The sequence below is a fragment of the Crocosphaera sp. genome (genome assembly GCF_030064895.1).
Taxonomy (GTDB): domain Bacteria; phylum Cyanobacteriota; class Cyanobacteriia; order Cyanobacteriales; family Microcystaceae; genus Crocosphaera.
In genome coordinates this window covers 44,984-64,149 of the sequence record NZ_JASJEB010000009.1, presented here as the reverse complement: position 1 = coordinate 64,149, position 19,166 = coordinate 44,984, and the positions used below count along the sequence as shown (strand labels likewise).

General features: G+C 40.2%; 20 protein-coding genes. 9 read left to right on the top strand and 11 right to left on the bottom strand.

Annotated elements, in window-relative coordinates:
* The first annotated feature begins 12 nt into the window (after positions 1-12).
* Positions 13-1,641 (top strand): AAA family ATPase, encoded by a 1,629-nt coding sequence (locus QNJ66_RS04175; protein ID WP_300503312.1) that lies wholly within the window; start codon positions 13-15, stop codon positions 1,639-1,641.
* Here QNJ66_RS04175 and QNJ66_RS04170 read toward each other — a convergent pair.
* Both QNJ66_RS04170 and QNJ66_RS04165 read right to left on the bottom strand, forming a co-directional pair.
* The gene (locus tag QNJ66_RS04170) at positions 1,628-2,242 is read right to left on the bottom strand and encodes a HEAT repeat domain-containing protein (protein ID WP_300503309.1); all 615 of its coding nucleotides are present in this window, start codon (positions 2,240-2,242) and stop codon (positions 1,628-1,630) included. The two genes, QNJ66_RS04175 and QNJ66_RS04170, sit on opposite strands and share 14 nt — an antisense overlap.
* Positions 2,243-2,393: 151 nt before the next feature.
* Positions 2,394-3,656 carry a HEAT repeat domain-containing protein gene (locus tag QNJ66_RS04165; protein WP_300503308.1) on the bottom strand — a complete coding sequence of 421 codons (1,263 nt, stop codon included), beginning with the start codon at positions 3,654-3,656 and terminating at the stop codon, positions 2,394-2,396.
* A gap of 487 nt (positions 3,657-4,143) precedes the next feature.
* On the opposite strand from QNJ66_RS04165, the gene QNJ66_RS04160 reads away from it, so the two are divergent.
* Entirely contained in the window at positions 4,144-5,010 is an 867-nt protein-coding gene (locus QNJ66_RS04160) for a HEAT repeat domain-containing protein (RefSeq protein WP_300503306.1), read from the top strand.
* 336 nt (positions 5,011-5,346) lie between these two features.
* On the opposite strand, the gene QNJ66_RS04155 is transcribed toward QNJ66_RS04160, so the two are convergent.
* Both QNJ66_RS04155 and cpeB read right to left on the bottom strand, forming a co-directional pair.
* Positions 5,347-5,841 carry a bleomycin hydrolase gene (locus tag QNJ66_RS04155; protein WP_300503304.1) on the bottom strand — a complete coding sequence of 165 codons (495 nt, stop codon included), beginning with the start codon at positions 5,839-5,841 and terminating at the stop codon, positions 5,347-5,349.
* A gap of 76 nt (positions 5,842-5,917) precedes the next feature.
* On the bottom strand, positions 5,918-6,472 hold the full coding sequence (gene cpeB / locus QNJ66_RS04150; protein ID WP_300503302.1) for a C-phycoerythrin subunit beta: 555 nt from the start codon (positions 6,470-6,472) through the stop codon (positions 5,918-5,920).
* Positions 6,473-6,799: 327 nt separating this feature from the next.
* Here cpeB and QNJ66_RS04145 point away from each other — a divergent pair, with 327 nt between their 5' ends.
* Positions 6,800-8,137 carry a hypothetical protein gene (locus QNJ66_RS04145; RefSeq protein ID WP_300503300.1) on the top strand — a complete coding sequence of 446 codons (1,338 nt, stop codon included), beginning with the start codon at positions 6,800-6,802 and terminating at the stop codon, positions 8,135-8,137.
* Between the two features lie 78 nt (positions 8,138-8,215).
* On the opposite strand, the gene QNJ66_RS04140 is transcribed toward QNJ66_RS04145, so the two are convergent.
* The gene (locus QNJ66_RS04140) at positions 8,216-8,470 is read right to left on the bottom strand and encodes a hypothetical protein (protein ID WP_300503298.1); all 255 of its coding nucleotides are present in this window, start codon (positions 8,468-8,470) and stop codon (positions 8,216-8,218) included.
* A gap of 171 nt (positions 8,471-8,641) precedes the next feature.
* Here QNJ66_RS04140 and QNJ66_RS04135 point away from each other — a divergent pair, with 171 nt between their 5' ends.
* The 5 genes from QNJ66_RS04135 (at position 8,642) to QNJ66_RS04115 (ending at position 12,392) form a co-directional block, all read left to right on the top strand.
* A complete protein-coding gene (locus tag QNJ66_RS04135) occupies positions 8,642-9,517 on the top strand; it encodes a phycobilisome linker polypeptide (RefSeq protein WP_300503296.1) in 876 nt (291 codons plus the stop codon).
* A gap of 318 nt (positions 9,518-9,835) precedes the next feature.
* Positions 9,836-10,603 (top strand): phycobilisome rod-core linker polypeptide, encoded by a 768-nt coding sequence (locus tag QNJ66_RS04130; protein WP_300503294.1) that lies wholly within the window; start codon positions 9,836-9,838, stop codon positions 10,601-10,603.
* Positions 10,604-10,866: 263 nt separating this feature from the next.
* A complete protein-coding gene (locus QNJ66_RS04125) occupies positions 10,867-11,406 on the top strand; it encodes a phycobiliprotein lyase (protein WP_300503292.1) in 540 nt (179 codons plus the stop codon).
* Between the two features lie 18 nt (positions 11,407-11,424).
* Entirely contained in the window at positions 11,425-12,033 is a 609-nt protein-coding gene (locus QNJ66_RS04120; RefSeq protein WP_300503290.1) for a chromophore lyase CpcT/CpeT, read from the top strand.
* A 53-nt stretch (positions 12,034-12,086) separates the two neighbouring features.
* Positions 12,087-12,392, top strand: coding sequence for a CpeR family transcriptional regulator (locus QNJ66_RS04115; RefSeq protein ID WP_366146272.1), 306 nt, complete (start codon positions 12,087-12,089; stop codon positions 12,390-12,392).
* A gap of 300 nt (positions 12,393-12,692) precedes the next feature.
* Here QNJ66_RS04115 and QNJ66_RS04110 read toward each other — a convergent pair whose 3' ends face one another.
* Positions 12,693-13,514 (bottom strand): pentapeptide repeat-containing protein, encoded by an 822-nt coding sequence (locus QNJ66_RS04110; RefSeq protein ID WP_300503286.1) that lies wholly within the window; start codon positions 13,512-13,514, stop codon positions 12,693-12,695.
* A 50-nt stretch (positions 13,515-13,564) separates the two neighbouring features.
* Between QNJ66_RS04110 and QNJ66_RS04105 the strand changes: the two genes are divergently transcribed.
* Positions 13,565-14,107 (top strand): phycobiliprotein lyase, encoded by a 543-nt coding sequence (locus QNJ66_RS04105; RefSeq protein ID WP_300503284.1) that lies wholly within the window; start codon positions 13,565-13,567, stop codon positions 14,105-14,107.
* 73 nt (positions 14,108-14,180) lie between these two features.
* Here the strand turns inward: QNJ66_RS04105 and QNJ66_RS04100 are convergent, their stop codons facing one another.
* From QNJ66_RS04100 to QNJ66_RS04080, 5 genes are all read right to left on the bottom strand, one after another.
* Positions 14,181-14,762, bottom strand: a complete 582-nt coding sequence (locus QNJ66_RS04100) for a phycobilisome protein (protein ID WP_300503349.1) — start codon at positions 14,760-14,762, stop codon at positions 14,181-14,183.
* Between the two features lie 95 nt (positions 14,763-14,857).
* Positions 14,858-15,604 carry a phycobilisome rod-core linker polypeptide gene (locus QNJ66_RS04095; protein WP_300503282.1) on the bottom strand — a complete coding sequence of 249 codons (747 nt, stop codon included), beginning with the start codon at positions 15,602-15,604 and terminating at the stop codon, positions 14,858-14,860.
* A gap of 258 nt (positions 15,605-15,862) precedes the next feature.
* On the bottom strand, positions 15,863-16,603 hold the full coding sequence (locus tag QNJ66_RS04090) for a phycoerythrobilin:ferredoxin oxidoreductase (protein WP_300503281.1): 741 nt from the start codon (positions 16,601-16,603) through the stop codon (positions 15,863-15,865).
* A gap of 107 nt (positions 16,604-16,710) precedes the next feature.
* On the bottom strand, positions 16,711-17,439 hold the full coding sequence (locus QNJ66_RS04085; RefSeq protein WP_300503279.1) for a 15,16-dihydrobiliverdin:ferredoxin oxidoreductase: 729 nt from the start codon (positions 17,437-17,439) through the stop codon (positions 16,711-16,713).
* A 244-nt stretch (positions 17,440-17,683) separates the two neighbouring features.
* Entirely contained in the window at positions 17,684-18,934 is a 1,251-nt protein-coding gene (locus QNJ66_RS04080) for an NAD(P)/FAD-dependent oxidoreductase (RefSeq protein WP_300503277.1), read from the bottom strand.
* Between the last annotated feature and the right edge of the window lie 232 nt (positions 18,935-19,166).

Here is a 19,166-nt window from a genome sequence, read left to right as displayed (position 1 = left end):
AAATTGACGAGAATGGAACTACCTTACAATAAATGTCAACGAGAATTACAAGAATTATTGGATGCTGAATATCCGTTGATTTTTCTGCGGTCTTCTGAAGAAAGTCGTGCCATCAAATGTGCGATCGATGCTCATCTCGGGTTGATTCAAGCTAACCCCAAACTTGACCAAGGGGTAATTGCTCGTTGGAGTAGTATAGAAGGTTTTCAAAAACGCACAGTTCAAGACAATAACCCAGATATCGCCGCATGGACCCAAATCGGTGGAACACCCAGGCCCGACCAAGACCCTATTTTACAAGCCTTGGCAACCTTGCGAGGACAGTTACAAGAAGCAAACAAGAATAGTGATAATAAATATACTTATATTTTGCCCGATTGGCCAGCATTTATCCAGCCTGATGCGGATTTAACCGCCCGACAACTCAAAGAATTAGTCATTGATATTGAGCAAAAACGACCTCGTCCAAAAATGACCTTGATTATCGTCGCTTCTGATTGGTCAATTCCCACCATTTTACGCAATAACGTTCATATTTTGGATTTAGAATTACCCATTGGCAAAGAACTCTATCAAAATGTCTTTAAATTTGCCGTGAATCGTTATGGGGTGATAGAAGAAGCTGCCGAAAGATTAGCCGAACAAGCCCAAGGAATTTCCCAACAAGCCGCTGCTCAAACCGCTAAATTGATTACTGCGCGGGATTTGTGGTCAAGTTCTCAAGAAGCAGGAAAATTACTCTTAGAAGTGAAAAAACAAGAAATTAGAAAAACAGGGGTTTTGGAATATTATGCACCCCAAGGAGAGGGATTGAGGGATGTGGGGGGCTTAGAAGAAATAAAAACTTGGGTACAAAGCCGTTATTCTTGGTTTGAACAGGATATTAGACCAGAAATGCGTCCCCGTGCCATTCTTTTAGAGGGATTTCCAGGTTGTGGAAAATCCTTTATTGCCAAAGCGATCGCTCAACAATGGCGTGTTCCTCAAATCAATTTTGAAATTTCTCGCTTACAATCCAAATGGATAGGGGAATCAGAAAGTAATACTTATCAAGCATTAAGAGCAATTGAAGCCTCTGCACCGAATATTCTTTTTATGGATGAAATTGAAAAGGCTTTTTCCGGGGTTGGGGGTGATAGTTCTGGGGTTTCCACTCGACAGTTTGGGACATTTTTGGCATGGTTAAATGATCACCAATATCCGATCTTTTTTATTGCTACATCCAATAATAGAGAACAACTTCCCCCAGAATTATTTAGAGCGGGTCGTTTTGATGAGGTTTTTATTGTTATGCCACCTAATGCAAATGAAAGACTAGAAATATTACAAAAACGTTCAGAATTTTATCGATTAGCGAATATTGAAGCAATTGATTTTGAGTTTTTAGTGGATAGAACCTCTGGATTTTCCGGCGCAGAATTGGATAAACTGGTCAAAGAAACAATTTATATTGCAGACTTAGACCAAGTTCCCACTGAAAAAGATTGGCTACAAGCCTTAGAACAAATTACCCCTCAATATAGAACACCTTCTATGCAAGCTTTATTGGCTAAATATCTCAAACTTCTCCAAGAAGGCGGTGGAAAACCAGCCACTAAACCAGACTGGGATTTCCTCAAAAGTTTGATTATGTCCGCTTAGCGTTAAAGTTGATCACTAAATCCAAACGGGATAAAGCACTTGTAGCTGATTCGCGTACATAGGAATCTACTGATTCATCATTGGCAAATGTTGTCAGGACTTCAGCACACCTCTGATCTCCAATTGAGGCGAGTGCATTAACAATGGCCACTTGTACCGCCACATTATCCGTTGTTTTCAGCGACTCCACTAAAATGTCGTATGCAGCCGAACCCATTTGACCCAAGGCCATGACTGATGCAATATGAACCACAGGGTTAGGATCATTGATAGCAGCCTTTAATCCCTGTAAACCAGCTTCAGGAAAGGGTAAATTGGGATAATTAACAGCAATCTGGGCCAATGCTTTAGCTGCACTTCCTCGTACAGTTACATTGTCACTATGCAGCAACGCTTCAACAACCGATGGGACAACATCGGCCCCAATTACCCCTAATGTTTTGACGGCTGCCCGACGATAAGTTGTGTCTTCTTCATCCAAAATACTCATCAGACGAGGAATAGTATTTTCATCCCGAGACTCGGCAATTTCCAACATTGCCTGTTCTCGCAAATGGGGGTTAGGGTGTTTTAATCTGTCAAATAAAGAATCTGTGGTCATAGTAAGTACCTCGACAAAAATAAACGTTACAGTTGAGAAGAGGCAGAAGGCAGGAGGCAGAAGTAGGGTTATAGCTATGCTTACAAATACTTACACAGTGAGCTTTATTTATCTGCGACTACTTATTTCCCTTAATTAATGACTGGGAGTTTTAGGTCAAGGCTTTTGCCCGAATCAACCAGTCAGAGTCATTGAGTGCGATTTCATGACCATCCCTGCAACCAAGTTTTTCCAGTGCCATTAATGCAGTGTATTTTAAAACCCAGTTTTTTTCAGAGAGGGTAGCTTTTAGAACTGGAATAGCTTTTGTTTCCCCCAGTTCCCCTAATGCGATCGCAGCAGCAGCCCGTGATTTTTGAAATTGAGGTTGAAGATTATGTAAAGCTTCCAGTAGTAAATCATAGGCCGGAGCATATTTCAACCACCCTAATAGTTTGACGACATGAAAGTGCGCTCCATAATCACCATAAGCCTCTTCTTTATAATTGGCCAAGAGAGCAGATGGGGCAGTGTCTGCATAATGGTCAAGAATCGTTTTACTCGCAAGATAACATTTTCCAAAATCGGTTTCGTATAAGGTTCGTACTAAAACCGTTAAATCTGGGGTTGTCTCATAGCTATGAACTAAACCCAAATCATCGGGATGATCTCGTAGGGTTTGCTCTAAAGGCGCTTGAATCATTTCAAATGTGATTTCTTTGCTAGGAATACCCGTTTCTGCTAACATCCGAATACCTCGTAAACGAAACACCAACGAAACAGGACATCGGGCTATATTGGGAATGGCATTATAGTAACGAGAATCGATCAAATCTTGAATAGATAGCCGCCTTGCTAAGACATTTTTGTGCTGCAACATGGCTATTACTTTCCCCATCTGAGAATAATCCTTGCTAAAACGGCAAACCGAAGTAATGGCAGCACTAGCAACAAGAGGGTCAAGATCATTTACAAATTGGCGAATTCGCTCCAAGGCCGGTTCATAATTTAACTTAGTTAGAGTGTGGATAATAACGCGATGAGTTTGCCCAGGTTTGTCAAGCAATTTAGCAATATCTTCAAGAATATTTACATCACTCGTACCAATTTCTCCCACTGCCCAAACAGCATTTTCTACTGTATAGCGGTCATCATCATTTAAACAGGTGTGAATAACATCTAAAGCTTGTTTTGCTTCGAGTCTTCCTAGAGTTTCCACCGACTTGCGACGGACAATGCGATTATCGAGAGTGGGATCGTTATTTTGTACGGCCCGTATTAAAGCATCGATCGCTTGTTCTGTGGGAAAGTTAATCAAATGAGATGCAGCGATGTAGCGAGAATCATTTTCTTTAATCTGGTCTTGAGGTGTATCCAAAAGGGCGATTGCTTGGTCTTCTGTCAGATTGAAGATGTTAAAAAATCGTTTATCCATAAATTTTATGGCAAAGTGTAGCTGACTTATAATTATACCTTGATCTTGAGAGCAAAAATTAATTAAGTTTGTCCAAAAGTTGCGAGATCAAATCTTAATATAAAAAGCCTTGATGGTGTTATACAATTCACTTTTTAGTTGAGGAATGACAAACGCAGCAAACTAATCTAAAATAAACACATCGCTTGATAGGTCTACAAGGTAATGACTTGGGTTTATGATTCGGGCGAGAGAGGAAAGAAGGACGTATCTTGCTGAACCCGACCCTCCACAGTGGACTTGCAGAAGCTGTGATCAAAAGCATAGTAATTAAAGAACTTTGAACCTTTGGGACAAGGGGGATAGCCTATGGCCTTGGCGTAAGACTCGCTATTGCTTGCAGTAGAAAGCGGCCGATTGGGTAGGAAGCCCACACTCTATCCGATATGATGAGTGTGTGGTAGTTCACTTGAGGAATATTTAACCGTCAAAGAAAAGGTGTTATTCAATGGTATTAACTCAGGAACAAACAGATAACTTACTTGAGAAGGTTCTTGAAGAAATCAGCCTCAAAACTTTCAACAGTAATGATGAGAATCTTTTGAAGTCTCTGGTCGAATGTTTAGGGGATACACGGGGTATGACTCGACTTAGGGCTGCACAAACCCTCGGAGAAATTGGTCAACCAGCAACTCCTTTTTTGTTAGATGCTTTAGCTAATCATTCAAACGTCGTTGTCAGAAGGGCTTCAGCTAAAACCTTAACTCTGATTGCTGATCCTGACACTATTCCCCAGTTAGTTCATTCTTTCCTCAATGATGAAGATACCGTGGTTCAAGGGTCATCTGTAGGAGCATTGGCGAGAATGGGAGAAGCAGGAGTTATTCCTTTACTAGATATTTTAGGTTCCCCAGATATTCCAGAAAGTGCGAAAGGTCATGCAGCTTGGGCATTATCATTTATTGGGGTAAAAGGTAAACAATATTTAGAACAGGCCATTGATAATGACTCTCCAGTGGTTCGTGGTGCTGTTGTCGGAGCGATCGCAAAAGTAGTTGCTGAAGAACCGGATCAAGATTTATTGGCTATCCTGGTTAATTCTCTCAATGATTCTGACTCGAATGTACGTTGTGAAACAGCAGCAGTGCTAGGAAACCTGACTTATCAACCCGCGATTCCTACCCTTGTTGAATTACTAGATCATGTTGATGATGAAACCAGAAAATCAGCAGCATTATCTCTAATGAAAATTGGCGATATCACGGCTTTAGAACCCTTACAAAAAGCCTTAAACTCTGAATCAACAACAACAATTCAACCAATCATAAAATTAGCCATTTCTCAACTTGAACGTATGCACAAGGAAACCGAATAATAACAATCAGCAATTTCTTTTTTAACTTGACCAAACATCTTTCATCTTTCATCTTTCATCTTTCATTTTGGTTTCAAGCCTCTCCCTAAAAGGAGAAAGAAGTTTGGGAGAGGTTTCAAGTCTACTTCCAAACGAATGATAAATGATAAATGAAATGACGCTGCCAATCTCTTGATTGTGCAGCTATTACTTATTATCAAAATAGTAGCAAGTCTAGAAATCCTTGGCTATTACCTAACCCCATTAGGAATGGCAAAAGAGCGAAGAATCTCTAGACTTGCGGTTGTATAATGTATCCCGTCACGAATGTGACGATATTATCTATCGATTAAGAGACTAGGACAAGGAGTTGATAGCGTAGTCAAGAAGTGCGTTGTACTCAACTAATGCTTGAGCAGACATATCACGAGGAGCGCAACCACGGTTACGAGCAAAGCTAAGAGCTTCAACGTAAGGAGCGGTAGGTAAGCTTAAAGCGCGATAAACTTCACGTTGACCAGCAATACCCCATTCGTCAAGAGGACCTGTACCACCAACAACTAAGCAATATTGGATAAGACGCATATAGTGCTTGATGTCACGAGCACACTTAGTTTTGAAGGTTTCGGTGGAGTTAGCTTCACCTGTGTTGTTCAAGTAAGGATACTTTGCAATACAAGCATCATAAGCTTCTTTAGCAACAGCATCAAGATTAGCGCCTAATTTTTCAGCAGCTTCTAAACGAGCAGCAGCACGTTGGATAGAACCTTGTACAGATTCTAAATCTGAGGTGCTAGGAAAACGACCTGCCGCATCAGCAGCAGCAACAACGGTGGTAACAACTGATTTCATTTCTTAATGATCTCCTATTAGTGGTTTTGACTATTTTTGAATTTCTTGGTTGATTAAATCTTTTCGGTTAATCAAACTAGCTCAGAACAGAAATTACGCGATCAAAATAGCTAGAAGCTTCAGCAACTAAGCTAGCGCAACGATCTTCTACTACAGGAGCGCCCATAATACGTAATTTAGCACCTGCACGGCCTTCACTAGGAGTATCTTGGATGTGAGCAGCAGCTTGAGCTTTCATGATTTGAACAGCACGCACGGTGGAGGTAGAAGGAACACCAAGAGCTGCATAGGTTTCTTTAAGACCATTTAAACAACGATCATCAAGAACAGAAGCATCACCAGCTAATAGGGCATAGGTTACATAGCGTAAGATGATTTCAGCATCGCGTAAGCAAGCAGCCATGCGACGGTTAGGATAGCAGTTACCACCGGCTTGGATTAAACCTTGGTTTTCGCAGATCATTCCAGCAACAGCATCGGAAACCATGCAGCTTGCATTACTAGCAATAGCGTTAACAGCATCTAAACGTCTGTTACCACTAGCAACGAAAGCTTTGAGGGCATCAATATCAGCTACGGGGGAAGTGCTGGCATCTGCTGAAACTACAGCTTTTGAAAAAGCATCAAGCATTGAGTTCTCCTTTAATCGATTAGACAAAAGTTAGTTTTTGAAATTGCTTAGTCAACCTTTTGGTTGTTTTTGACTAACCAACTCAAGAAAAAGAATAAAGGCTAAAGGTTTCTTCTGTCTCATTTGTGCAAAAGAAAGTCACATTTTGTAATATTCTGAAACTCAGACCTTGATTTTGGTCTTCAATTTCGGGAGTGTGGGAAGTGTGTCAAGTGTGCGAAGGGTGGGGAGTGTGGGGGTAATTTTGATTGAGATAATTAGGTCTATTGAAATGAAAACTGCTATGAGAAAATACATTTTGGCAACAATATATGGAGTTTGATTTTAATGGAAGAAAACTTGAGCCGTTATCAAACACAAACAGCCAAGGAGCAGTTGTTAGATGGACTGCACAAAAAGCTCAGAAATATGACAAGTGAAGCTCATCCCAACGGACGAGACATCAGGTTAATTCAGCAAAATATTAGGGAACTTCTCCCCAGTGTTGATACAGGGAAGGCACTACCCTATAAGAAGACCCCAAATGGCAGAATACAAGTTTTGCAGATGACTTATACCCGAAATCAGACAGATGAACTGATTGAAACAGAAATTGCTCACTTGAAGTTCTTTGCTAGGACAGTTGCAGAATTAGGATTACAACTAGAAATCTTGACTAACGAAAAAAGTCGGGGGGATATTGAAAAGGAATTAGTCAAAGATGAATATCAGTTACTCAATTACACCATAATAGAAAGCCAGAAACCTGTCTGGAAGTGGGCAGAAGACGGTGTGGAATACTTAGAAAATGGACGAACAGCTATACTTTACCCATTCGATGAGCAACTTCTGCAATGGGCAATGACAGAAAGCAGAAGACATCGATGGACAGGAAAAATTGACCCTGAGAACTTGGAAGAGGCACTACGAGATGATCTCTTATGGATTCCTCTCGGGATAAGTGTTAACACAGTCAAAGTAGGATTGGAGCGAGAGTGTGCGACACAAGTTAAGGGACAAAATATTTGTCACCTTAGAGCATATATAGAAGGAGGGAATATGATTACAGGAGAAGATAAAACAGGCCAACCAGTGATTATCGTTGGCAAAGATGCGATCGGAGCAACTGCTCATATATATCAACTGAATGACGACGATGTGAGGAGAATTATCTGTGAAGATTTTGGCTTAGAAGGTATTCAGCAGGTTATTTGTGTCGAACAACCAGGACAATTTCATCTGGACATGGGTATGCTGTTTATAGGAAATGGTGTGGTTATTGTCAACGATAGTAGGGAGAGTCTTAAAGATGCAATGGAAATGGCAGAAATAGCCCCTTGTTTAACAACGGAAAAAATGGCGGCCAAACTGAAGTTACAATGTCAACTAGAGAAAGAAGCTACAAAAGATTTAGAAACTGCTGGTTTAGAAGTCAGACGAGACAAACTAGAAAATAATCTGCTTTATAACTTCTTCAATGGTGAGTTTGTAGAGGGAAAGGATGGATTTAACTATTACATCACCAACGGAGGGCCACAAGAGCAGGAGGAAAAGTTTCAAACTTTGATGGTTGAAGAGTGGAAAGTAGTGAAAAAAGTAATTTTCAGTCCTAAAGATGCAGCACATAAGAGTCTCCAAGAAAGGGGAGGGGTGGGATGTCGAATCAAAGGACACAGAATCAACTAAAGTAGGGGTCAACGGCCGTTGACCCCTACTAATATGAATAATTTTGTTGAGAACCCTATGCTTTTAATCCGGGGAATCTCAACCTGAAGCTTGCTGTTGACGAAGACTTGAGAGTGTTGCGTCAATTTGGTCTAGTTGAGGTTTTATTTGAGCCATTGCTGCATTCTTAGGCATTTTAGCTCGTTTGGCCGTTGTTTCCATTTCGGAGACGAGTCGCTCCCGATATTTTTCAAATTCTTCAATGACTTCTGCTAAATCTTGTGCAGTCACTGGTTTCTTATTCTCTTGAGTTTCTTGTAAACTGATCGATGTAGAGTCTGGAGTAGAGTTCATATCTGTTATCCCCGATAAAATACCAATAATTATTTTATACTGAAGGCTTCTCTGTAATTAACCTATATTTTAAGATTTATTGAGTGTTTACATTTATTTAAATAAAGAAAACCCAAAAAGTTATATAAGTAGAGCTAAATAAACTATAAAAACACGAGGAGACTTACATCAATGGTTTTTGGACCTGCCTCTCAATTAGGAGTCAGTTTGTTTGAAGAGACCCCCCCAGTAGAACTAATACCAGGGAGTTCAGCAGAAGAAGTAGAAACCGTTATCCGCGCTATCTACCGTCAAATTTTAGGCAATGCCTATGTAATGGAAAGCGAACGGGCTAGTATTCCTGAATCCCAATTAAAACGGGGAGAATTGAGTGTCCGTGAGTTTGTGCGTGCTTTGGCTAAATCTGATCTTTACCGCAGTCGCTTTTTTGACTCTTGTCCTCGCTATCGGTTTATTGAACTCAATTTTAAACATTTTCTTGGTCGTACCCCCGACGGGTTAGAAGAGATGAGAGCGCATAGCACCATCTTAGATACCCAAGGATTTGAAGCAGAAATCGATTCTTACCTCGATAGCGACGAATACCAAAACGCCTATGGGGAATTCTTTGTTCCTTACTACCGAGGCTATAAAACCCAACCTGGACAGACAATGGTGGGCTTCACCCATATGTTTGCTATGTTACGGGGAGCTTCTAGCAGTGACCTTAAAGGAAGTCTATCAGGAAAAGAACCAGTTCTCAACAAATATGTGATCCAAGATACCCCTCTAGCTGTGATTCCTCCTTCTAGTGGTAGTGCTGGAGAAGGTTGGTCTTTCCAAGATACTCCTACAGGATCTCGTACTCGTCAAGGTGTGGGAGCTAGTGATCAAGGAAAAGTTTACCGTATCGAGGTAACTGGTTATAGCTCTCCTGGTAAGGTCAATCGTGTTTCCAAATTCCGTCGGAGCAACAAAGTTTATTTAGTACCTTTTGATAAACTCTCCCAAGAATACCAGCGCATCCACAAACAAGGGGGTGTCATTTCTAGTATTACTGCTGTTTAATCTGCTTAAACACTAAATAACTGTCAGTTTAGTCTAGATATAGCAATTCTCATACTTGTGAGGTACACAGTTTTCTAGTTTTAGGAGTTCGGAGTTCGGAGTTCGGAGTTCGGAGTTCGGAGTTCGGAGTTCGGAGTTAGATGTTAGGTGTACCTCATTAGTCCGAGAAACCCTATAAATCAAACATCGGAAGATTAAAGAATTGGGGTTAAAACTCTGATTTTTTGATCTTCCAATTTAAACCAATAATTGATGATTCAGTTATCAATTATGGAAAACTTTGGATTTTCAAACCAATAACAAACTAGGAGAACTCAAATGAGTGTAATTTTAGATAATCCCGTGGAACTCTTTCCTTCTCGAAACACTGATGAGGTAGCTATCGTTATTCGGGGAGTCTACAAGCAAGTATTAGGCAACCCCCACGTTATGGAGAGCGAACGCTTAATTAGTGCTGAATCTCGCCTAGCTAATGGGGAGTTAACCGTCCGAGAATTTGTTCGCGAGGTGGCAAAGTCTGACTTTTACCGTAGTCGCTATTTTGAATCCTGCGCCCCTTATCGCTTTGTTGAAGTGAACTTCAAACACTTATTAGGACGCGCCCCCCAAGACCAAGCAGAACTTTCCAGCCATATTCGTCTCTGTATTGAGTCTGGATATGAAGCAGAAATCGATTCTTATCTCGATAGCGACGAATATCAGGCGAAATTCGGCGAGAATATCATCCCTTACTATCAAGGGGCGCAAAGCCAAGTGGGTTCCAAGCAAGTGGGTTACAATCGCACTTTATCCCTCTATCAAGGCTATGCTGGTGTTGATAGTGCCTTTAAAGGCTCTCGTTTAGTCGATGAAGTGGCCAGCAATAGTGGAGGAAAAATTGTCCTACCCAGCAAGGGAGGACGTTTGGGAATCTCTCCAGATGCTACCACCAAGACCTTTAAAATCTTGGTTAAAGGAGCAAAGTTTGATTCTCCTCGTCGTGTTAGTACCACCGAGTATATTGTCCCTGGAGACCGTATGACTCCGCAAATTCAACGCATTCATCGCGCTGGTGGCAAGATTGTCAGCATTACTGAAGTTGCTTAATCATTTTCGGTCAAACTGTTGTGATGCTTTCAAAAAAATTTTAGGTGAGTCCCCATCTAAAAATCTCAATAACTAATACCAATTTCAAAAAATCTAGCTACACATTCGGTCTAGGGGTCAACGGCCGTTGACCCCTACAAAATAAATATCTGTAGTCTAAATTAATAAAAATGGTATAAAAATTCATGAGATACTGTTTATAGCATCTCTTAACTGTTTTTAGAGCGAATTAAACAATTCGCTCTCTTTGTTGAAAACTTGTCATGGATATTACTAAATTTGTTGAACTGTCCCTGGGCAGTTGGCGTTCTCAACGTAGCGCCCATCATCTCGCTTTCAGACACTTTGAAGAAGTAACATCAACCATTGATATTATTGGCCTAAAAGAGTCAGATAAGGAAGTTATTGATCTCTGTCAATCCTACAAGATTGACCCGACTTTAGCGGCTCATCCTTTTCGCATGAGTTGGCAAGGAGAAACAGACTGGGATGACCAAGAGGAAACTTTTGAGGGGACTACCATTTTAGTTCCTATACCAGACCCAGGCAATCCCAAAGCTGGAAAATTGCTGCGAGATATGGGTTATGCAGAAACTATTCCTTCTGTGGGTCAGTATCAAATTATGGAAGATGGTACATTTGTGTTAACAACACCCTATGACCGTGCTATGGCTGAAGAAAAAATTTGGTTTGTCAATCCTAATTTTCGTCTGCGAGTATCTTTGATTAAAACAAGCCAAGGGTCAGGGGTTGTTACGGCTTCTTTTTCCTCAGAAACTCGTGTTCTTGAACCTAAATCATAATTTATCCAACTTTGAAAAATGCTGAAACTTAAAGAACAATTGAGTGTAAAATTAGCTCACTGGCTTGCAGGGGATTTTAGTAACCAAAAACAAGCTGCTTCTAGTCCCAAAGATTACCCTCATATTCGGGTGTTTTTTCGTCCTTTATCTTGGGATTTTTTTGAGGGAATTGGTTTTTATTCTGAGCAAGCTTACGATTATGATCTTTGGAGTCCCTATCGTCAAGGAATTCATCGCTTTGTTGAACAAGAGGGACAAGTTTATATTGAAAATTATGGACTAAAAGAGCCTATACTTTATGCTGGTGCAGGAAGAGATCGAGACATTCTTAAAACCATTACCCCTGATTGTATAGAACGTCGTTATAACTGTTCGATGATTTTTCAACAGGAAGGAAATTTGTTTCGGGGAAAAGTTGAGGGAAACCAGTGTTTAATTACTAGAAATGGTTGCGACACTTATTTAGTTAGTCAAGTAGAACTAACTGAAAATACTTTCGCCAGTTTAGATCGAGGGTTAGATATTAATAGTCATGAACAGGTGTGGGGAACAGCAACCGATTCCTTGAAATTTGAAAAACGTGAAAGTTTTGCCCATGAACTTCCCGATATTTTAGCTTCCATATAAAAAATCACCGAATAATTATTAATTATTAATTATTGAATCTGTTCCTATTCGTTATGCTTCCCCCAGTTGCTCGGAAAAAAATGCAAGCTTGGATTCGCAGTCGTCACTTAATCTGTGAGGGTAATTTTTTCATTTTTGAAACCCTAGATTATTCCACCATTGAACGATTTGAAAAATGTGTTATTAGTTTAGGTGGAAGTTTAATTTGTGTTGACCCCAAAAAGCGAGTTTGGTTAGGAAATCACCGACAAATTTTTCTTTATCAAGCCAAAGCAAGCTTGCATACTCCCCATCATGAATTGAAACAATATTGGTTTAAAAACGGTAGTTTTCATACCAGATTTTCTGAAAATCCTTAATATTGGTTATAGGCTCTGTCTGCAAACCATTAGAATATTAAAAATAAATTAATTTCCCCCTCTGCTTCCTCTGCTTCCTCTGCCTCCCCCGTCTCCCCCGTCTCCCCCGTCTCCCCCGTCTCCCCGTCACCCCGTCACCCCGTCACCCCGTCACCCCGTCTCCCCCGTCTCCCCGTCACCCCGTCACCCCGTCACCCCGTCACCCCGTCACCCCGTCACCCCTGCCTCCCCCGTCTCCCCGTCACCCCGTCACCCCTGCCTCCCCCGTCTCCCCACACTCCCCACACCCCCCACACTCCATTAACTACAGCCAAGACTTTTCGCTGTATTAGAGCGAGTGAAAGAATTCCAAGTCCCTAATTCTTGGGAGGGACGACTGCATAAAAACACCCTGTCAGACTCACTCAATCCCTTAGTTCCTGTAAAGTCTGCTCCAGCAATACTCTGTAACTGTTCCCAACTCACTTCAGTTAAGTCGGCCCCTCGCAGGTCGACTCCCTGTAACTCCGCACTAATGAGTCGAGCTTGGGATAAATAAGCCCCTGTGAGAAATGCTCCTTGAAGGTTAGCTCCACTTAAGGCTGCTCCTTCCAAGTTTGCCCCCGTCAAATCAGCCCCACTCAAATAAGCTCCTCTCAAGTTAGCATAACGGAGGTCTGCGCCCCTCAAATTAGCTGTATTCAAGAAAACCCCTGCAAGGTTAGCATAAGGACCCACAGCCCCAGAATTCCGATAATTATAGCCTTCAGGCCAGACTGTGAGAGAGTCGTAGAGTGCCAGTTGCAGTTTAGCTGAGTCTAACTTGGTACCGCTTAAATTACACCCTTGTAACTGGGTCCGGTGTAAATAACTGTCTTGTAAGTCAGCATCGGTGAGGTTCGCTCCTTGTAAGTTGGCCCCTCGCAAGTCAGCCCCTTGTAAGTTAGCCCCCTGCAAGTTGGTTCCCTGAAGATTAGCCCCAATTAAGATAGCACCGCTTAAATTGGTTTGGGATAAATCCATCTGGCTGAGATTTATGCCTTGTAAATTACTATTGGTAAGGCTCCTGCTATTGCTTAAAGTGGATTTGACTTCATCAAGAGAGAGAGGAATAGAGCTAATGAAAGTAGCAAGGGTTTTCATGGGAAAATGAGTTAGTTGAGTGAATTTTTGTAATTAAGGATAAAACATAAATGTTACTGACACCTCCTATGACCATGATGGATTTTTTTCGTAAAAGTGAGGGAGTCTGGTTTTCCCAGCGTACAGTCCATCGTTTTGATTCCCTGGCTGATGAGTCAGGACTGTCTAACTTGATTATTAAAGTGTTGGACAAAAATGACCCAAGGGTTCTGAAGGTTTGTCAAGAACAAGGAGTAGATTCCAACCTGGTCACTGGTGGTGCTAGTTTCGCCTGGCAGGATAACTTAGAGGAGAAAGAACCTAACGAGAACTATGCTGCGATTTTAGTGGACGTTCCTTATGGACCTAATCCTCACCAGGGTAAATTTTTACGAAATCGTGGTTATGTAGAAGGGATTCCTGTGGTCAGTGTCTACAATTTTTCTGAGAATGGAGTATTGACAATTGAGACGGAATATGAGCGGAATCAAGGTCAAGAACGCTGTTGGTTTCTAACCGATGATTTTCGGGTCAGGGTTACTACGGTTAAGATGATGAACGGGGTTAATTTGATGGGTTACTGTTCTGAACGTCGTTGTGTTTCTGTTTCATGAAACCTACTATTTTATATAAAAAGTCTCCCGTTAAATGACAGATTGTCACGGGAGATTCTTGTCTTGACTAGGTTTATCTATGAAATTCCTGAAGATGAGCAATTAAATGGTCAAAATAAGAACTCAATTCCTGCTGTTGTTCAGGTGTAAATTGCTGTAAGCTATAGACTTTCAAGTTTTCTAAGCCGCAAATCATGGCATTAAGAGGAACTTGTAATTCTTGATATAGCAAGTCCATATTTTTAAGTCCTTCTAGGCTAGTAAATTGAGGACTGTTTCCGGCTATTCCATAGGTGATACAGCGTAGAAAATGCCAGAAGTCTCGCCAGCAAGCTTCTGCTCTTTGAGGGGGATACAGACCACCACCTAATTCTGTAATGTTAGGATAGGTTGCTAAAACTTGTTCTCTGGCATAGTTAACAATTGAATCGGCGTTATCTCGCAACAATCTTGCGTTTTCAACTGCTGATGATTGCTCGGGGTTGAGAGCTTTAATTTGCGCTAAGTCTTCATCAGTAAGATAGCGGCCTTGATCATCTGCTTGCTGAAAAATTTGCAATACTTGATCTGAATAGGAGCTTTGCCAACGCTTAAAACTGACGATTCTAGCTTTGGGAATTAATTGTTTAGCTCTTTCGCTTAATTGACTACTCATAGTTTTCTCCACTGTGTATTTTTTCTTGATTGACATTCATCCCCACCCAAAATATGAATATTTATGGGTAGGGAATTAGTCAATAATTCAGTTGATTAGAGACGAATGATACCCCAGGCGGCCAGGGCAGTTGCAATTACAAGAATGGTTAATAACGCAGCCCCGCCCAGAGTAATGACTTTACCTATCAAACGAACCCATGCTGGATAAGGAGGCTGCTGCCATTTCCAGTAATAAGCAGGTTGTAGAGGACGGAAATAGCCGATTTCCTCTAATTTAGCGCGGTAGTCGGCTCCGTATCGAGGCATACGGGCAAAGGGTAACTCCCCTTGAGACCGACTCGGCAAAATCCGCCGCCGTTGGTAGGGAACAGTATCGTCGCCAAAGTTATTGAGGTATTCTTCACTGTTTAGCAAGTCGTCAACAAACCCTCCTAAACCTTTAGTGGCGATGACAATAGACCAAGCCATTTTTTCTTGCTCGCTGTAAACATTCCGTCCTAAAACCCGTTGGACGCACATGTCTACAAACCGATAGTTACTATTAGGTTGATAATTGCGCATAACAAAGGGTTCAGAAAGCAATAGCCCCCGAATAAAATCCCTTACCGTGATTTGACCATATCTTAGTTGAGATTCTAAGGCTTTTTGGCGGTTATACTCTAGGAGTTGCTGCTCGTTAAAAATCTGTCGGTAGGCTGCTTGGATTAAATTATCCATATCAGCAGGTGAGAGAAGATTATCTGTGTTGTAGTTTCTGGGTTGTTCGTCACCAAAGACTTCAAAGCCGGAGACCCGTTGGTTTTGACTGGTGGGGGAATAGCTGAGTAGGGGTATTGTCATAATTTCAGAAAGTGTATTGGGTATAAAATGGGAGTTTCAAGAGAAGAAAAAGCAACTGTCTTAGATGGTTAGAATCAGGCTTAAACTATTGCTAGTATCAGGTTTCAAAATCCAACTAATTCTTGATCCTTTTTCCCTACTCGAATTCCGTTTTTGACTGTTAACTCAATTTTTATTAGTCTCGAGCTTATGGCATCAAGGGTGTTTAAAGTACAGTTTTGTCAAAAAACTTAATATGTTTTTCGTTTCCCTCAATTACTAAACCGCAACCAGTTGGCGTTCTAAGTCAAACAGAAATCCATGAATATACTCTTCTGTCCATGCTTCCCCATAGAGACGAGTAAACATCCCCCTAGCCGGATCTTTCTCCGCACGATAGCCAATATAACGCCTTTGTGCTTGCAGAATATCTTCGAGTCCTTGACTATCAGTAATTGGTTTTGCTTGCTCCACAAAATCCAAATAAGCTTGGAGATAGTCCTTAAAAGCTTGAAAAACTCTTGTTTCTACCACTTGTGTTTCTTGGGGACGAGTCCATAGGAATGCTGGAGAAAAGAAGGGTTTTGCGTCTTCTGGAAAATCTCCCCCCCAGGGTAAATGTTGTTGATGGCTTTGGAAAAGGGGTAAGATTGGCTCTGTATATTGCTTTTGATAGGCTTGATCGTGGAATAATGGCTGCATATCCAAGGCAATGAGATGACCCCCGGGCAATGTAACTAAATCTGCGCCAAAAAAGGGTAAATTATAATTTAACTGTGGGAAGATGACAAAATTGAGAACTTGTAGGGAACCACCCCCTTCGATGTGAGCAGCTCGAATTTGTCTTAGTTTGGGAGATTTAAAAGCATAGCTGGTAGTGACAACCCTTTGCTGCTTTTTTCCTTTCCCTGTCATCTCTTCTTTTTTCTCAAACCCTTGAGGAATGGGATAAGGTTGCAAGGAAAGTTTGTCTTGCATTAGAGAGATAGCATAGTCTAAAAAAGGTTTGTAGAGGGTCATAGGATTAGAAATTTAATAATATTGGCACAATTAATAATTGACAATTAACAAAAGTTCGCTCAATTTTGTAGCTAGAAAAGTAATGCAACTATCTAAAAAATTAAGCGTTAACTTTTTTTGACAGCAACGGCAACAGAATCTTCAAACAAAAAGTTATGGAGAAATTCTTCAGACCATTCATGACCAAAATAGCTATTAAATAGTCCCGAGGCAGGATCTCTTTCTGCACTATATTGATCATAATCTTTTTGTGCTTGGATGATCCGTTCAATTTCGTTTGAATCTGTCTTTGGTTCAGCTTGTTCTACCAGTTGCCAATATAATTGGAGATATTCTTGATAAGCAGGAAAAAGTCTTTCCACAACGGTCTGCGCATCAGTTTTTGCGAATAATAAATAGGGTGAAAAATATTGATTAGAATCATAAAACTTCATTTCTAAATCTTGCGCTAATTCATTATATTTTGCCCGTATAGGTGCTATTGGTTCAATATATTTTTCTAAATAATCTGGGTCACGAAATAAGGGTTGAAAATCTAAAACAACTAAGATTTTTTTCTGCCCAAAAGATAAAAAATCAATACCCAGTAAAGGTAAATCATACTGATGGCTTGGATAAATAACACTATTAAAAATTTGGGCAGTTTCTCCAGCATTAATGTAAGTGTAGCGTATTTTTCGCAACTGGGGACATTGATAACACCAACTTTCAATCATGGCTGGATTTTTACCCCGTTCGCTGATTTTGAACTCTAATTCTGGGGTAATTGGTCTGCTTGTTAGTTCAAAGCGACTAAACAGTTCTTTTTCTAGGTGTTGAAGAAAAGGCTGAAACATAAACTGAAGAAGAGATAGTAAAACCTTTCCTGAAGATAAATAAAAACCGTCCCCTCTGTCTCATTTTTCACCCAGAAAGTCACAATTCGTAATATAAGAAAATAATAATGCAATAATTCGCACTTATAGCAGTTTTCTTATGTATAGATTACAGATTAAAATGTCAAGACTCCCGACACTCCCGACACTCCGCACATTACTCAAAGGAAATATGAATACAATAAATTGAAAACTGCTATTAGAATTATTGAGATTTACCTAAAGCTAATCCAGCTAAATATCCAGTAGTCCAAGCACTTTGAAAATTAAACCCTCCGGTCACTCCATCAATGTCTAAAACTTCTCCAGCTAAGTATAAATTGGGACAAATTTTACTTTCCATTGTTGAAAAATTAACTTCTTTTAATTTTACTCCTCCACAGGTTACAAACTCATCTTTAAAAACACCCTTGCCTAGAATTTTATACTCTCCTTGCGCTAATTCTTTAGCGAGTTTAATTATTTCATTTTTGGAAAGTTCAGACCATTTTTTTTGAGTATCAATAGATAGATACTCTAGAATTCTTTGCCAAAGTCTTTTTGGTAAAGGAAGAGGACAGAAAGAAGAGATTTGTTGTCTAGATTGGTTATTTCTTGCTTTAATTTTGAGTAACTTTTCTTCGACTTGTTGAGGGTTATTTGGGAAAAGCCAATTGATTAATAGGGACATTTTATAGTTATTTTCCGCCAATATTTTTGCACCAAATGCTGACAATTTTAGAACTCCAAAACCGCTAATACCCCAATGAGTAATTAATAGAGAGCCTGACTGTTGAATAGTTTGTTTTTTTCCTTTGCCAGACAATTTTAATTTTAATCCCACGGAATTAACTGCAATACCTTCTAAGCCTTTAAAACGTGAATCTTTAATTTTAAATGTAAATAAAGATGGAATGGGAGTAATAATTTCATGACCTAGAGATTGAGCTAATTTATAACCCACAGTACTACTGCCTGTTGCTAGTAATATCCGCGCACATTTTAAGCTTTCTCCTTGTTTTAATCTGACGTTAAATAGTTTATTTTCTGACTGTATAGCTACTACTTGTGACTTGATTTTTATATTTATTTTCGCATTCTCTGCTGCTTTCATTAAACAATTAACAATAGTTTGAGAATCATCGCTTATAGGAAAAACACGGTTATCTGCTTCTGTTTTTAAACTGACCCCTTTTTTCGCGAACCAATTGATTATATCTCGGGGCTGAAAACGAGTAAATGCACCTCTTAGTTCACGACCACCACGGGGATAATAAGTTACTAATTGTGCCGGTTCAAAACAATGATTAGTAACATTACAGCGTCCTCCCCCAGAAATACGAACTTTCCCCAAAACTTTGGCACTTGCTTCAATAATAGTCACACGACTATGAGGATAAGTTTCAGCGCAAATAATCCCTGCAAAAAATCCTGCTGCACCTCCTCCAATAATAATAATATCCAATGAATTGCTCAAAGTTAAATCACCTTTTACTAGAAGATAAAATTGCCTATTAAAGATAACATAATTTAATTAACTCAAGCAATTCATAACTGGTAACCTGAGTTCGGTGTTAGGAGTTAGGAGTTCGGAGTTATAATTTTAGCAACGAAATCATTAGGGTTTGAGACTTGTCAATTTTGCCAATTCTCTATCAATTTCCTTATGTCGAACTAAGGTTGGTAAGTATTTATAGCAATTTTCATTT